At 71.1% G+C, this 15,805-nt stretch carries 7 protein-coding genes and 1 pseudogene; 4 read left to right on the forward strand and 4 right to left on the reverse strand.

Features of this window, described 5'->3' with window-relative positions:
• From ACOJSN_RS22830 to ACOJSN_RS22840, 3 genes are all read left to right on the forward strand, one after another.
• Positions 1-1,111: putative baseplate assembly protein (locus tag ACOJSN_RS22830; RefSeq protein WP_420114781.1), on the forward strand; the 1,111-nt coding region annotated here is incomplete at its 5' end.
• Positions 1,108-1,752, forward strand: a complete 645-nt coding sequence (locus ACOJSN_RS22835; RefSeq protein WP_420114782.1) for a phage tail protein — start codon at positions 1,108-1,110, stop codon at positions 1,750-1,752. The genes ACOJSN_RS22830 and ACOJSN_RS22835, both read left to right, overlap by 4 nt.
• Positions 1,753-2,217 carry a hypothetical protein gene (locus tag ACOJSN_RS22840; protein WP_420114783.1) on the forward strand — a complete coding sequence of 155 codons (465 nt, stop codon included), beginning with the start codon at positions 1,753-1,755 and terminating at the stop codon, positions 2,215-2,217.
• A 3,644-nt stretch (positions 2,218-5,861) separates the two neighbouring features.
• Here the strand turns inward: ACOJSN_RS22840 and ACOJSN_RS22845 are convergent.
• From ACOJSN_RS22845 to ACOJSN_RS22860, 4 genes and pseudogenes are all read right to left on the reverse strand, one after another.
• Positions 5,862-7,907: pseudogene (locus ACOJSN_RS22845) on the reverse strand (carboxypeptidase regulatory-like domain-containing protein); the annotation flags it as partial.
• A complete protein-coding gene (locus tag ACOJSN_RS22850) occupies positions 7,904-10,477 on the reverse strand; it encodes a carboxypeptidase regulatory-like domain-containing protein (RefSeq protein ID WP_420114784.1) in 2,574 nt (857 codons plus the stop codon). The gene ACOJSN_RS22850 and the pseudogene ACOJSN_RS22845, both read right to left, overlap by 4 nt.
• A 1-nt stretch (position 10,478) precedes the next feature.
• Positions 10,479-12,692: a carboxypeptidase regulatory-like domain-containing protein gene (locus tag ACOJSN_RS22855; protein ID WP_420114785.1), complete on the reverse strand. Its 2,214-nt coding sequence runs from the start codon at positions 12,690-12,692 to the stop codon at positions 10,479-10,481.
• Positions 12,692-13,258, reverse strand: a complete 567-nt coding sequence (locus tag ACOJSN_RS22860) for a DUF4255 domain-containing protein (RefSeq protein ID WP_420114786.1) — start codon at positions 13,256-13,258, stop codon at positions 12,692-12,694. Before ACOJSN_RS22860 ends, ACOJSN_RS22855 begins: the two co-directional genes overlap by 1 nt.
• Before the next feature lie 143 nt (positions 13,259-13,401).
• Here ACOJSN_RS22860 and ACOJSN_RS22865 point away from each other — a divergent pair, with 143 nt between their 5' ends.
• Entirely contained in the window at positions 13,402-15,372 is a 1,971-nt protein-coding gene (locus tag ACOJSN_RS22865; protein WP_420114787.1) for an AAA family ATPase, read from the forward strand.
• Positions 15,373-15,805: the final 433 nt, after the last annotated feature.

Consider the following 15,805-nt stretch of genomic DNA (forward strand, 5'->3'; position numbering starts at 1 on the left):
CGCGTTGAGCACGGTCGGCGTCAGCGTGCCCGCCGAGCACGCCACGACGGTCCCGGGCGAGATCCTCGGTCGCTCGCGTGGCGTGCCGGCTCAGTCGTTCACGGTCTCGACCGCGCCTGTGGCGGAGCGCCGCGGTGACGAGGGTGTGATCGTGACCGACCAGACCGGCTCGCACACGTGGACCGAGGTCAAGGACTTCGCGACCTCAGGCGCCACCGATCGTCACGTGGTGTGGGACTCCAACACCGGTGAGGTCAGGTTCGGGCCCTCGGTGCGGCAGCCTGACGGCACCATCCGGCAGCACGGCGCGGTCCCTGCCGATGGCGCGAGCGTGCGCGTGACCTCCTACCGCACCGGGGGTGGCGCGCGCGGCAATGTCGGTGCGCGCACGCTGACCTCGTTGCGCTCGGCCGTGCCGTTCGTGGCGTCGGTGTCGAACCCGCGCCCGGCCGTGGGCGGAGTCGACGCCGAGACGGTCGAGGAGGCGAAGGTCCGCGGCCCGCTCACGTTGCGAACGGGCCAGCGTGCGGTCACCGCCGGTGACTTCGAGCAGGTGGCACGGCAGTCCTCGATCGAGGTGGCTCGCGCGCGATGCCTGCCGAGCGAGGGCACCGGTTCGGGCAGTGTGCGGGTGCTGGTGGTGCCGAAGGTGCGCACGCGGATCGAGTCTCACGCGATCGACGACTTCGCGTTGTCGCCGCAGCTGTTCGAGGTGGTGGCCGAAGCGATCGACGTGCGTCGCACCGTGGGCGTCGCCGTGGAGATCGGCACGCCGTACTTCCAGGGCGTGAGTGTGGCGGCGCTGATCCGAGCGCTCCCGGGCCGCCCGGCTGCGGCCGTGCGACAGCGCGTCACCGAGGCGCTCACACGCTTCGTGCACCCGCTCGTGGGTGGCGGAGATGGCACGGGCTGGCCGTTCGGCCAGGCGCTGACCAGCGCCGCTGCCACACGCGTGGTCGAATCGGTCGAGGGCGTGCTCGCCGTCGACGAGCTTCAGCTGTACTCCTACGACCTGCGCAACGCCCGCCGGCTCGGGGACGGCAGCGAGAGCATCCGGCTCAGCGAGAACGCCCTGTTCCTGGGCGCCGATCACCGGGTCGTGGTGCGATGAGCGAAGGTGTGATCGAGGTGTCGCCGACCAGCACGACCGGCCGGCACGAGGACTGGTTGGTCAACCAGCTGCCCGCGGGCATGGTCGCCGACGACTTCTTCGTGCGGCTGGTGCGCATCTTCCAGACGCAGGCCCAGACTCTGCTCTCGCACGCGGACACGCTGCCTCACCTCGCCGACCCACGGATCGCGCCGATCGAGATGGTGCGGTACATGGCGCGCTGGCTCGGCACCGACAGCATCGACGACTCCTATGGCGAGACTGCGGAGCGTGCCGTTCTGAGCATGGTCGCGGCCACGTTGCCCTGGCGCGGCACCCGCTACGCGCTTACCCGGCTGCTCGAGCTGTACTCGGGTGGCCCGGCGAGGATCACCGACGGTGGCGGGGTCTTCGAGGAAGGCCGGGCGCCCGGCGACGTCGCCTGGGTCCGTCTCGAGGTCACCTCGAGCGGTCCGTTGCCCATCGAGGACTTCGTCGCGCTGGTGCTCGACGAGGTGCCCGCGCACGTGCGAACCGAGATCGTTGTCGGCGGCGCCCGGGTCTGGCCGCACCAGCCGGTCGAGCCGCCCACGCAGAACCTGCCCGCGGCGGGTCGGCGCGCGCGGCGCGAGGACAGCCACGACACCGACGGAGGCGAGTAGATGTCGGCGACCACGAACGGTTCTCACACCCAGGTGACCTGCCCGGAGTGCGGCACGATCACGACCGTGAGCGCGACCGGCCGCGGTGCGAGCGACTTCTGCCCGTCGTGCGATTACCCGCTGTTCTGGGCGGGCAGCGGCGGCGTGAACGCACGGCCAGAGGCCTCTGACGGCGCGCTGTTTCGCGCGCCCGGCACATCCGGTTCGACGACGCCCTCGGCGCTGGTCTGCCCTGCCTGCGGTGAGCACAACCCGACCACCGGTGTGGCGTGCCTGCGGTGCGGTGCCGATCTGCACCCCGCGCCACCGCCGGCACCCGAGCCGCCCGCACCGCCGCAGCCGATCGTCGTGAACCCACCTGCCCAGATCGTCGAGTGCTCGCACTGGCCGAGCTGGGCGGTCGCGACCATCGCCTCGCTCGTCACTGCGGTGGTGGTGGTCCTCGCCTTCGTCATCTGGGGCTGACCAGCTCAGCCGTCCGGCTCACCCTCCGGTGGCGGCTCTTCTTCACCCTCCTCTGGTGAGATGAGTTCGATCTCCGTGGTGACGTCCGCGTCTGCCCAGCCGGTGACGCCAGCGAAGCTGGCCTGCAGCATGTAGACGCCAGGGTCGAAACCCGCCGTAGCGAAGGTGATCGTGGCCGCCCCGTCCTCGAGTGATGCCTCGCCGATCGTGATCCATGCGCCGTCACCGATCTGACCTGCGAGCGTGACCGTGCTGCCGTCGGGAGGCGGTCCCTCCTCGCTCTCGACAGCGAGCAGGACGGCCTGTGTCTCGCCGATCGTGATCGACCCCGGCAGCTCACCGGCGAACGTGATCTCGGTGGCGATCTCCTCAGGCGGCTCGGCCTGCTCCAGCGAGACCCGGGCGAGCGTGCGTGCGGTCGCGGGCACGGTCGCGGGAGAGACGGAGGCGCTCCAGCCACCCCCGGGATCGGCGACCTCGAGCGTCCAGCCGATCGCCGGCAGGTACAGCACCGAATCGCTGGCGCCCGTGATCAGGGTGGCTTCCACGTCGTCGGCGGAGATGTTCCCGGGTACGGTGCCCGGGCTCGCCGTCACCACGACCTGCCCCGGTGGGTCGTCCCCCTCGGTGGGCGGCACCACCTGCAACCGCAGCTCGGTCTCGGCCACGCTCACGGCGGTCGTCACCGTGGCGGGGCTGGTGGGCGTGATCGTCACCTCGTCGCCGCGGTAGCTGCCGTGGTGGCCGGCGGGTCCCGAGACCGAGGCCTGCCAGGTGCCGACCGGCACCTGCAGGAACGTCGCCGAGAAGCCCACGCCAGCGCGAGCGAGCGGCTGTGGTCCGAGGGTGACCTCCTCGCCGTCGACCATGCCGACCATGGTCACGAGTCCACCCGCGAGGTCGGTGCCGTTGACCGAGGTCACCTCGACCGTGACCGGTCGTGAGATCAGCGGCACCACGAGATCGACGACGGCGCTCTGGCCGGACAGTACGGTCACGGTCGCGCTGGTCAGTGGCGACCACGGTGCGGTCGCACTGCTGCGCTCCTGCAGTTCGACCGTGTAGCTGCCAGCACCCAGATCCTCGAACAGGTACGCGCCGGCGTCGTCGATCTCGGAGGTGCCGATGTCGGTGCTGCCCTGGCGCAGCACCACCCGCAGCAGGTCGCTACCAGGCAACGGCGCCGTGGAACCGCCGATCAGGGTCTGCCGCACATGCCCCTGGATCGACCCGGTGGGGGCGGTGATCGGGACCAGCAGGTCGATCGGATCGCCGGGTGGCACATCCACGGAGGTGCTGAGCGGCATGTAGCCGCCGCCGGACAGGAACAGTGTGTATGTCAAGGGCAGCACGGTGGGGAAGTGGTAGATACCCAGCTCGGCATCGGTCTGGCACTGGTCCGAGCCTTCCACGCACGGTCGGTAGTCCTGCGGATGGTCGGCGTCGGCGAACAGCAGTCGGGCGTTCAGATTGCCGACCGGTTCGTCGCCATCGGTGACGGTGAGCTGAAGGCCGCCCGGGTTCGGCGCGAGATTCAGCGGCTCCGCCTGGGCGGTGTCTCCCTCGGTCACGTCCACCACGACGTTCCCACCCTCGATCTGCTCGTGGTCATCGGCGGCAGCGCTGACCTCCCACTCCCCGGCGTTGAGCCCGGCCTCCTCGAGCGTGCCGGTGATCAGGTAGCCGCCGTTGCCTCCCGAGGTCACCTCGAAGCTTCCGGGGGTAGTGAGACCAGTGGCCGTGACGACGGCGCCCGGGAGTTCCTCCCACCAGTCCGAGGCGTACTGGGATTGGACGACACCGGTGATGGAACCGAGTCTGGTGACATCTACCGTGAGCGGATCGCTGATGACCCGACCAGGCGGTATGACGAGCGGGACCTCGATCAGGGGCTGATAGCCGGCGATTCTGACGTCGACCTCGTACTGTCCGGAAGGCAGCGTGCCGAAGTCGAGCACGGTCTGCGTGGCTGTGGCCGTGCGCTCGATCCGCTGGCCATCGGGAGCGTGCAGCGTGATGACCGCGCCCGGGACCTGGATGGGCGGGTCGCCGGGCAGGATCGGAACGATGCCCACACGAGCCTGCTGCGGCAGGGTCCACACCGGCGGCTGCGGGCTGATGCCCCCACCGAGGCCGACCTCGAACGACTGCGTGGCCGACGAGTAGCCATTGAGGTGGGCGGCGATCGTGTACCGCCCCGGCCGGATCTCGTTGGTCGCGAGCGCCTGGTCGGTGTAGATGACCTCACCGTTCGACCCGACCCGAAGCGAGGGTGTGATCACGCCCGGTGGGGCTTCGAGCACCTCGAAACGCACGTCTTCGAGCAGGCTCGGATCCGCCGCTCCGGGAATCAGTTCGACCCGACCCGTGAACGCCTGCGCGGTGGGCGTCAGCAGCGTGTTCGCGAGCGAAGACAGCGGGACCCCGGTGGCGGTGAACTCATCGAAGTTCGGGGCGACGATCGTGACGTTGACGATCCCCTCCACGAGAGGCAACCAGGCGGTGCAGGCGGGCGGTGGCGCGTCTGCGGTGCAGATGTTCACACGGCCGTCGCTGCCGGTGACGAACTGCTGCTCGCCTCGCTGCGGCGTCGTTCCCTCGTACCCGATGACACCGTTGATCGTGATCGTGGCGCCGCCGACAGGCTGGGTGGTGCCGGAGCGGAGCTGGGCACCGACGTAGGCCGGCACGGTCTCGACCGCCGAGGCCAGGATCAGCTGGATGCGGATCTCTTGGTTGAGGCCGATCTCCACGATCGCACTCGCCAGCGGCTCACTGTTCTGGAACTGTGTGCCCACGATCCGGTAGGTGTCCGGTGGCAGATTCGTCAGCTGAGCGAAACCGCTGCTGTTGAGCTGAACGGGATCGCCCACGCGTTGCCCGTCCTCATTCTCGGCGCGTACGAAGTAGGCGTCGGCCGGGCTCGTGGACCCGGCGCCGTTGGAGAGCGCTGCGCTGACCGAGATGATGCCGTTGCGTTCGACCACCACGTCGTAGCGTCGGATCTCACCAGGGAGCAGATTGAGCAGCTGCGGTGCCGGTGTCACGTAGCCACCGCTGAGGCCCTCCACAGTGACCGTGTAGGCACCCGCGCTCAGCCGGTCCATCCGATAGGTGCCGTCATCGGCAACGGCGGCACAGCGCGCGGTGGCGGTGGCGCACTCCGGCACCTCGTGGCCGCAGGGGTCGGCGATCTCCGGGGTACCGGTCAGCCGGGCGACCACGCACACGCCGTCGGGCAGCAGCCCGGTGCGGGGGAGCACAGCGCCGGTCAGCGAGGGCGAGGGTTCGAGCGCGACGTCAGCTGCCTCGGCCACGGCGCCCATCGGCACCGTGACGGTGACCGTGCCCGGCTCGTAACCCGGCGCGGTCAGCGTGACCACGTACCGACCGGGTAGCAGCCCGTTGACCGACGCCCCGGTCGCGGGGAGTCGGTACGGGTCATCAGGCTCGGCGGTCGACGTGATCGTGCGACTGACGCCCTCGATGTCCTCCGCGACCACGCTCGCGGTGACGAGGCAGTCCTGCCCCTCCATCAGAATCGGGCAGGTGATCTGACCCCCGGTGCTGGCATCGACCACCCGCCCGGTGATCGAGGCGGTCGCGACCAATCCGTCGCCAGGGATGCGGCGCAGCACCAGGTCGACCTCGGCAACGCCGCCGGCACGGACCACGACCTCGGCATAGGTGGTCTCGTGCCCGAATGCCTCCGCCGAGAGCACGTAGCTGCCCGGTGCCACCCCGGAGAACCGGAACGTGCCGGAGGCGTCGGACGCGGACATCGTCTTGTAGATCGTCGCGGTGCCGCTGCCGTGAGTCAGCACGAGTCCGGCGGCCGCGATGCCTGCGCCGTCCTCGTCGGTCACGGTGCCGGTCACGGCACCGCCCGCCGACGTCAGCGAGATCGTCCAGCCGGAGACGCCGCTCGAGGTCAGGTTGACCTCACGCGTGACCGTGGAGTAGCCCGCTCCGGAGACCGTGACCGTGTAGCTGCCGGGCACGGGCAGCCGCGGCAGCAGGAACCGGCCGGCGTCCTCACCGGTGATCGTCGTGACGGTCCGCGTCGTGGTGCCGTTGGTCGCCACCACCGTGATGCCGCCCAGACCGCCGGTGCCGCCGAGGCTGTCCACCCCGACGACGCGGCCACTGATCGCCGCGACACCGGCATCGAGGGTGAGGTCGACCTCGCGGCTGCCGGCGGCCGCCAGGGAGATCAGCTGCGACTCGGTCCCCAGGTCGGGTGAGGCGGCCGAGACCAGGTAGGTGCTCGGGGTCATGAGACCGTCCACCTGCCATCGCCCGACGGCGCCCGTGGTCGCCGTACGGGTCGTCACCGTGGTCGTCCCGTCCGTCAGCGTCACCTCGACGCCGCCGGCGGGACCGCCCGGACCGCTCACGAGGCCTGCCATCGACCCCTCGCCGGCTTCCATCGCGACCTCGAGCGGTGCGGCCGCCAGTTCGGCGCCGGTCATCACCACGCGTTGGGTTCCGAAACCCGGCTTCGACATCGTCACCAGATACCGCGCCGAGGTCGACAATCCCGACAGCGCCCACACGCCGCTGTCGTTGGTGCGGGTGCTGACCCGCTGCGTGCTTCCGACAGGCGCCATCGGCATCGCTGCCGCGGCGATCTTGCCGGGGCTGGTGGCCACGCGCGTGCCGGTGTCGGCAGGCATACCGCTCGACCACAGGCTCGACGTCGGCACCACCTCGATCCTCACATCGCCCGGGTCCGCGCCGGTCACGAGACCGGAGACCCGTACCTGGCCGGCGCCGCGATCTCCAGAGACGCCGTCGCCACCCGCGTCTGCGCCGTCGTCAGATCCGCCGTCGGCCTCTGCGGTGCCGTCGCCCTGCCCGGCCGTACCGGAGCCGTCGCCGCTCGGTCCCTGAGCCGCCGTGGGGCTCGGATCGTCCTGCGTGAACCGCTCAGAGATCCGCGGCAGCGCGATCACTACGGCGGTGATCCACAGCGCCATCACCGCGACCACAGCGGCCACCCGGACCACGCCGCTGCCGAATAGGGCGCGCGAGGTGAAGCTGCCCTGCGCCCGCCGCGGCGCCGCGATGCCGGTCGCGACCACCTGATAGGGGAGCCGCTGGTGGGATCCGACGAGGCGAATCGGGGCGCGCAGCCGTGCCGGCACCCGCACGGTCTGCGCGGGCTGCAGCAGCACCGACGTCTCGGCGATATCGACGTCGAGAACATCGTCACCGAGGGGGGCGAGTGCCACGTTGGTGGCGCTCGCACCGCGGTTCCCGACCACGATGTCGACCCGCTTGCGGCGCACGCCGCGCACCTCGGCGGGTTCGATCGAGAGCACGACGTCGCTGGCGCCGTCGACCCTGAGCACGGCGTCGGCGACCGTACGGGCGGTCCAGGAGCCGGCGGTGCCGCTCTCGATCACCACCAGGAACGGATAGTCGCCCGGCGCGGCTCCCGCCGGCGGCGTCAGCGCCAGCTCGACAGAGGCAGTCTCATCGGCAGCGACCGCGGTCACGATGCCCGTGGCGGGCCGCCAGGTCTCTTCGAGACCGATGACACGCAGCTGCAGATCGCGCGTGGCTGGCGCAAGGTTGCGCGCGTGCAGACGCAGCGTCGCGGTGCCGCCCGGTGTGGCATGAGCGCCCGGCTCGACCGTGACGCTCGCAGCGTCCGGTCCACTCCGTCGGGGTGCTGGCGCGGTCATAGCTCCTCTTCCCCGGGTGGCTCGAACTCACCGGGTGGTTCACCGGGTTCCTCGACTTCGCCGACCTCGATGTCGACCGTGCGTTCCTCGCTCGCCTCGAGTGTGAACGGCGCGGACGCACCCAGCACCGTGCCGCCGTTCGTGCGGACCTCGATCACGAAATGTTCGGGCGCTTCGATGTCGTCGATCTCGTATCGACCGGCCGAGTTGGTGCTCACCTGCGCGACCGGGGCGGCGCCGGTGCCGTACTCGTCGGCTCGGAACAGCCACACGGTTCTCCCGGCGAGCGGCTCACCGGCGAGCGTGACCGTGCCGTTGATCCGTGCCGGCGCCACCAGCACCGGACTGAGCGTGCGGACCTGAGCAGCCGCCAGCACCACGATCTCGGAGGTGGTCCGGGTGCCGCTGCGCGCGAACGTCACGGTGTAGGTCCCGGGCGGCAGGTTCTCCACCCGGTAGTCACCGACGTCGCCCGAGGGGGTTGACGCCGTCGTGACGACCCGCTGCACGGTGCCCGAGCTGATCGTCACCACCACATTGCCCACCGGCTGAGCCGGCCCCTCACCCCGGGTCTGAGTCACCCGGCCGGTGAGCGTCGCCGTCGACGATCTCATCGTGGTGTTCACCGAGGAGGCGCTCGCGGCGCCTGCGGTGACGCTGCCGAACTCGTCAAGGCTCACCGAGAGCACGCGCGACTCCAGGTTCGTGCGGGAGAAGGTCACGGTGTAGTCGCCCGGCACCGGGAGCCCGGAGAGCTGCCACGAGCCCACCGGGTCGGTCGAGCGCGTCACCGTCTGTAGCGTGGTGGCGCCGTCGGAGACCGTGACGGTGACGCCGCCGGCGTTGCCGCCCGGCACGGTCACGGTGCCGCCGAGCGTGCCGTGATCGCGGCCCAGCACCACCGACACCCCGGTCAGTTCCTGACCCGGTGTCAGCGCCAGCGTGAGGGTTGCGCTCGCGTAGCCCTCGGCGGCGACGACCACGGTGTACGAACCGGGCGTCGGCAGCCCGCGCAGCACGAACGAGCCGAGCGGGTCCTGCGTGAGGGAGACGGTCTCGATGCGGGTCTGCCCCGAGGTCGCGACCACCCCGGCGCCGCCGATGGGGCCGTCCGGGCTGCTGATCGTGCCCGTGATCGAGCCATCGCCGACCAGCAGCGAGAGCTCGACGCCGTCCCGGCTCTCCCCGGCTGCGAGGTCGAGTCGTTGGGCCGAGGAGGCGAATCCGGGCTTGACCACCACGAGGTCGTAGACCGCGGGGGAGGGTAGCTCTCCGATCGCGAACGTGCCGTCCTCGCTCACGGGGACGCTGCGCACCAGGGCACCGCCGCCGGGGGTGGGGGGTGGGGCCTCACCCTCGACGGGGTCGACGTTGCCATCCAGCGGGTCGGTGTCCAGCGGCAGCTCCACACGGATCGTCGCGCCCGCGGCGTCGTCGCCGATCACGGTCCCGCTGACCGACGCCGGCACACCGCCGACGACCAGGCTGAGGTCGTCGTGCCGCTGACCCTCGGCGAGGTTCACGGGTGTGGCGTCAGCCGCGCTTCCGGCGGTCGGGTACCAGACCTCGGCGAATCCGGCGCCGCGCACCCGCACCAGGTAGTCACCGGCCGGCAGCTGATCGAAGCTGAAGGTGCCCGCGGTATCGGTGGCGGTGGTGATCAGCGGCGTGCTGGGGTCGGCGGCAGCGAACAGCTCGACCGACACGCTCGGGACCGTGGCCCCGGTGCTGAGCTCCAGCACGGAACCGCCGACCCCGGAACGACCGGTCTGCACGGTGTTCTCGCGCGCCTGAGCGACCTGCAGGGCGAGGTCGCGATCGGCAGCGGAGCGCTGCACGACCGAGGTCATCGCGATCGTGATCACGGTCGCGAACACGGTGATCGCGACCAGCAGGCCGAGGAGCCCGAGCAGCCCACGCGAGAACATCGGCTTCTGGATGAACATGCCGGCAGCGCTGGGCGCCCGGTCCTTGTCGGTGATCTGCGGCCCGCTGGCCCGCACCGTGAACGGGCGCAGCGCGGCATCGCCCACGAGCGGGCGGCGTGACTTCAGCGTGAGGTCGACGACGGCGCTCGCCCCGGGGGCGAGGTTCAGCTCGCCGGGCGTGAAGGTGAAGGTGGTGCGCGCTTCGGGGTCGGTCGCCTCGAGTGCGAGCAGCTGGGTGGTGTTGCCCTCGTTGTGCACCGTGGCTGTGAAGCCGCCGGTGCTGCCCGCTGTGACGGTCGGCGGGTCGAGCTCGATCGAGGCCAGCGGGGCCGCCGGGATCTCGAGGATCGCTTCCTCGACGACGACGTTGGACGGGTCCTGCAGGTCCGTCACCTGGATCGAGAGCTCGCGGTCGCCGGCCGGAGACTTGTCCGGCAGCCGCAGGCTGAGTCGCGCGGTGGTCGACTCGCCGGGGAACAGGCGCGGCTCCGGCTGGTCGATGCCGGCCCACTCGGGGTCGACGCCCAGCGCCCGCAGCGAGTAGCCACCGATCACATCGCTGGTGTTGGTGACCGTGATGAGCAGCTCGCTCGACATCCCGGGGACCACGCTGACACGGCGCGGAGCGACGTCGACGTGCATGTCAGCCACCTCCCGGGAACGGAAGGTTGGCGCGCACGGTCGTGCCCTGCAGCACGGTCACCATCGCCGTGGAGATCACGCGGCCGTCGCTGACGACCGTGACCGCGTACGTCCCGGGCGGCAGCTCGGGGATCAGGTAGGAACCGGATCCGGCCGCGCCGGTGGCCGTGGAGACAGTGCTGTGCACGGTGCTGCCGTCGGTGGCCTCGACACGTGCCCCGACCACGCCTTGGCCGCCGTCGGTCACACGGCCCTGCACGGCGCCGTTCATCGGGGCCAGCGTCACGGAGACATCCCCGGGCGGGCCGTCGGTCAGGGTGACCGGGATCGAGGCCGGCGCGTACCCCTCCTTCGTGAACGTGAGGGTGACGGTCGCGCTGCCTTGCACGCCCGTGAGCGTGAAGGCGCCCACGTCGCCCGCCGTCAGCGAGGTCGCGCTCACCCCGACCGAGGTTCCGCCGGCGACCACCGTGACCCCACCGACGCCGTTGCCGGTGGTGTCGACGACATGTCCGGAGATCGTCCCGACGCCGCCGGTCATCATGATGAAGACATCGGTCTTCGACTCGCCCGCAGCGAGGTCGACGACCACGGTCTGGCTGCCGTAGCCATCCATGCTCGCGGTCAGGACGTACGTGCCGGGGGTCGGCAGGCTGGGGAGCACGAAAGAGCCCACCCGCCCCTGGGTGGGGGAGCCGACGACGACCTCCTCGCCGTCGACCGTCGTCGAGATCTGGACCCCGCCGAGCGGTTCGAAGCCATTGGTGACCATCCCCGTGATCTGCCCGAGCCCGGCGCCCAAGGTGACGTCGAGCGCCAGACGCTGCTGCCCACCCAGCACGTGCTCGGTGATCGTGGTCGGTTGGTACCCCTCTGCCTCGAAGGTCAGGTCGTAGGAGCCGGGCGCCACCAGATCGACGAACTCGTAGGTGCCGTCGGCGGCCGCCGTGACCTGCTGCGCCGCATCGGCTGCCTCCTCGGCGGGCAGCCACGTGGGCGCCGCGGCGACCGTGACCTCGACATCCTCGACGGCGCCGGTCTGCACGAGCCCGGTGATGCTCGCCAGGGCGCCGGTGACCTGCAGGTCGATGCCGTCGGTGACCTGCTGTGCGCTCGCCTGCACCGGCGTTGCGCCGGAACTGGCGACCGCACTGGGGTACCAGATCGTGTCGTAGCCATCCGCCGCGACCCGCAGCAGGTACTCGCCGGGGAACAGGCCGGCGAGCGAGTAGCTCCCGTCGGCCTGCGTGGCCGCAGAGGCAACCAGCACGAGCCCGTCAGGGGAGGTTCGCAGAGCCTCGACCGTGAGCCGGCCGACGCCCGCCGGGTCCTCGGTGCCCTGCACGGTGCCGGTGATCGTGCCGCCGACACCGGCCGGCAGCAGCGCGTCGCGCGCCAGCGCACCCGCAGGCGCCGCGCCCGCGCTCTGGCCGGGAACCTCGGTGGCCGCGAAGAACGAGGCCGGCGCGACCTTTGTGGAGGGGTCGCTGCCGAAGATCGCACGCATACCGATCGTCACGGCCAGCGCCCACGCCGCCAGGATCGCCAGCAGGATCAGCGCGGTGATGACACCGCGCCCGAAGGTCGAGCGCTGTTTGAGCGTGAGCGCCACCTCGGCACTCGCACCATCGGCTTCCGCCACGATCCGCAACGGCCGGTCGCGGTCCGACCCCAGCAACTGGCGGGGCCCGCGCGCGGTCACCGTTGTCACGGCGGAGCGGCCGATCGGGATCGAGAGCGTCGACGGGGTGAGCTCGGTGCGCAGGTTGCGGTCGGCATCGACGGCCCGCAGCGCCAGGTCGAGCGGGGTGTTGCCCTCGTTCACCGCGGTGACCGTGAACAGCGCACGGCCGCGGGCGCGCACCACCGAGGGGTTGGCGGTGACGGTGACCGCCGGATGCGGCGGCACCATCACCTCGACGTCGTGATAGGCGTCCGTCGCACCGGCTGCCCGCCCCTCGACCACGATCGTCACGTGATAGGTGCCCGCGGGGAACGAGTCCGGCAGCCCGATGTGGACCTCGAGCGCACCCTCCGCCTGCGGGAACAGCGTCAGCTGCTCGGGCTGGCTGCGCACCGAGGCGGTCGCGGGGAAGCCGAGCACCCGCACGCTCAGCGCGTCGATGACCCCGCTGGTGTTGACGACGTCGAGTGGGATCGTCCCGGACCCGCCCGGGGCGATCTCGGCATGCTCGACAGTGCTCGCAACCCGCATCACTGCCGACGATCGGGTAGCGCGTGCACGGTGGTGTTGACCCGGTCGACCAGCGGTGGCGCGGTCTCCCACGGGTAGGCATCCGCAGCGACGGTCGCCTGCAGGCTGAAGGAGGCCTTCACGTGCCCGCCGACGGCACCCCAGATCTCGCGTGGCCGGTTGTGATCGTCGTTCTCGACGGCAAGTTGCACCGACGACTCGAGCGCGGCGCCCAGGTGCTCGGCGGGCAGCAGCGGGTGCGAGAGGAACCGGATCAGGACGTCACCGAGCAACTCGTGCTCGTCCCGCGGCGAGCCCGCCCACGCGCTCACCAGGTAGGACAGCTGGACCATCGGCAGCGCGAACCTCCGCACGACCTGGCCATCGTTTCGCTGCGGTGCCTGCACGCGGGGCGGCTGCGACGACCGTGTCACGCCGTACAGAAAGACGTTCACCGTCAGTCGGTTGACGCCGGCAGCCCAGGTACTCGAGGGAGCCTCGAACGACACATCACCCTGCTCGCTCGAGAGCGGCAGCGTGCTCCGGAGCAGGCTCTCGATGCCTTCCTCGACTGCAGAGATCAGCACCGTTTCTCCCTTGCTGCGGCCGTCGTGCCAGAGCGCCCCTCGTCCGCGGCTGATTCAGCCTAGGAATGGCGCCCCGCCGCGAGCATCGGTAATCGCTACGGAAGTTCGCGCAGGTCGCTCGGAGACTGTGCGAGGGTGCAGCCATGACTGCCGCGAACGGCCCTCTCGTCGACAGCGTGCTCACCGCATGGCAGCGTGCAGCGCAGCGGCGCGAGGCGGTAGGTGGCTGGAGCGGTGCCGCACTCGCGACGGCGGCGCTCGAGGTGCTCGTCGCGGATGCGGAGGCGCTGGCCGTGCTCGAGGAGCCGCTGACGCAGGTGGGGGAGCGGTTCGGGCTCGAGCAGGCCGAACGGGTGCTGCTCGCAGTCGCGGCTCTACCCGAAGCGCACCCGAGTGCGCACGTGCTGACCGGTGTGCTCTCCGGCGACGGCGGCCCCGCGCGCCCCAGCGTCGCCCTCGCTTGGGAATCCGCGGGCATCGGCTACCTCGACGCGCGGGCACGGGCGCTGCTCGACCCCGCCGGTGTGCTGGTCGGCTCCGGGTTGATCGCCATCGACGGCGATGACGTGCTGCCGGCCCGGCGGGTGCGGGTACCGGACCGTGTCGCGGCGCACCTGCTCTCCTCGACGCTCGTGCCCGAGGGGGTCGCGCGCGTGCTCGCCGACCCGCGGCCGGTCGACGTCGAGGGTTTCCGAGCCGTGGCCGCAGCGCTCGCGGCAGGGGAGCCGCTCGTGTGGGTGCACGCCCCAGCGGGCACCGCAGGCGGGGCGCTCGCCGTGGCGGCCTGCCGGGAGCTGGGGGTCGCCACGCTGGTAGGTGACCTGGACCGGATTCGCGACCGGTCGCCGTCGAGCGCCGATGATGGCGGCCCGCCCCCGCACGCCGCACCAGCACTCGTGCGGCGAACGGTGCAAGCACTCCTCCTTGAGGCCGCGCTGGAGGGCTCGGTGCTGGTGTTGCTCGGTGCGCAGCATGCGATCGACCATCTCGACCTGATCGATCGGGCGGCCGTGCCGGTGCTCGCCGTCGGTCGCACAGCCTGGGATCCGCACTGGTCGGACAGACTGGCCGCGACGGTTCCGGCTGCCCGCCTCACGCGGGCTGAGCGTCACGAGCTGTGGCGGCACGCGGTCGGTGACGCCGCCCTCACCGAGGATGTGCTGGCGATGCGCATCACGCCGGAGGAGATCGACCAGGTGGCGCTCCGGGCTCGGACCGATGCTGAACCCGACCGCGAACCCACGGCCGAGCAGGTGCGCGAGGCGGTGCGCCGACTGGGAACCGGCCATCGAGCACGCGCCGGGGCGACGACAGCGCCGGCGACGCTCGGCGATCTTGTACTGCCTGAGCACACGCGTCGCGAGGTCGAGCGGCTGATCGGGTGGGCACGGGACCGGGACGAGGTGCTCGGTCTCGGCGATCTGCAGGGCAAGGGTGGCAAGGGCACGGGGATCTGTGCCTTGTTCTCCGGGAGTCCAGGAACCGGGAAGACGCTCGCCGCGCACGTGGTCGCCAATTCGCTCGGGGCCGACCTGTTCCAGGTCGATCTCTCGACCGTGGTCGACAAGTACATCGGCGAGACGGAGAAGAACCTCGAGCGCGTCTTCGCGCGTGCGGAGGCGCTCAACGCGGTGCTGTTCTTCGACGAGGCGGACGCGCTGTTCGGGTCTCGATCCTCGATCGGAGATGCACGCGACCGATACGCCAACCAGGAGGTGGCCTTCCTCCTGCAACGGATGGAGGCGTTCGAAGGCATCACGGTGCTGGCCACCAACCTGCGCGGCAACCTGGATCCTGCGTTCGCTCGCCGCCTGCACTTCATGGTGCACTTCCCCGATCCCGACGTAGCCACGCGGAAGCGATTGTGGGAGCACCATCTCGCCCAGTTGCCGGCCACCGACCCCGACGATCCCGTGGACCTGACGCTGCTCGCGGACGCCCTCGAAGTCGCGGGCGGCGACATCCGCAACATCGTGCTCGCCGCCACCTATGACGCGGTGGCGGAGCGACGGCAGGTCCGCATGACCGACCTCCGACTCGCCGCCGAGCGAGAGATGGCCAAACTCGGGCGTCGTATCGGCGATGGGCGATGGATGAGCAGCGGATCTCGGTAGTGGTTACCGATGCCGGCGCGCGTGGGTGCGCACCAGGCTGGTGAGCGCGGTCGCCTGTCGCCTCCAGCGGCCTGCACACCGGCCACCGACCGGGAGGGCGAATGAGCGTGCACGGGCGGGCCGTTGGCCGAACGCCTCAGCCAGGCGCTGATGCTCATCGAGACGAGGGCGGGCCGACCGCGGCAGCGCCCGAGGCTCCGATCCCGCTCGAGGGCCTGGGTGGCGCCGTCGGCGCGCTCGTCGTCGGGCGCGCCGACGACGTGGCCGAGCGGCGGGCTGACGAGCTCGCGGACAACGCCCTTGCGCGGCTGGGACGCTCGGTGCTGGCGCATCCGGATGTCTCTCTCGACCGAGAAGCGCGGCAAGCTGACGCAGCGAGCGCAGCCGTACCAGGACACCGAGCCGCTGCCACGCGGTGTGATCTGCGTGATCG

The sequence above is a fragment of the Pseudactinotalea sp. genome, from assembly GCF_048594945.1.
Taxonomy (GTDB): domain Bacteria; phylum Actinomycetota; class Actinomycetes; order Actinomycetales; family Beutenbergiaceae; genus Pseudactinotalea.

Coding starts and splice junctions, on each gene's coding strand:
- ACOJSN_RS22865 (WP_420114787.1), top strand. CDS start 13,402: ATGACTGCCGCGAACGGCCCTCTCGTCGACAGCGTGCTCACCGCATGG.
- ACOJSN_RS22850 (WP_420114784.1), bottom strand. CDS start 10,477: ATGCACGTCGACGTCGCTCCGCGCCGTGTCAGCGTGGTCCCCGGGATG.
- ACOJSN_RS22855 (WP_420114785.1), bottom strand. CDS start 12,692: ATGCGGGTTGCGAGCACTGTCGAGCATGCCGAGATCGCCCCGGGCGGG.
- ACOJSN_RS22835 (WP_420114782.1), top strand. CDS start 1,108: ATGAGCGAAGGTGTGATCGAGGTGTCGCCGACCAGCACGACCGGCCGG.
- ACOJSN_RS22840 (WP_420114783.1), top strand. CDS start 1,753: ATGTCGGCGACCACGAACGGTTCTCACACCCAGGTGACCTGCCCGGAG.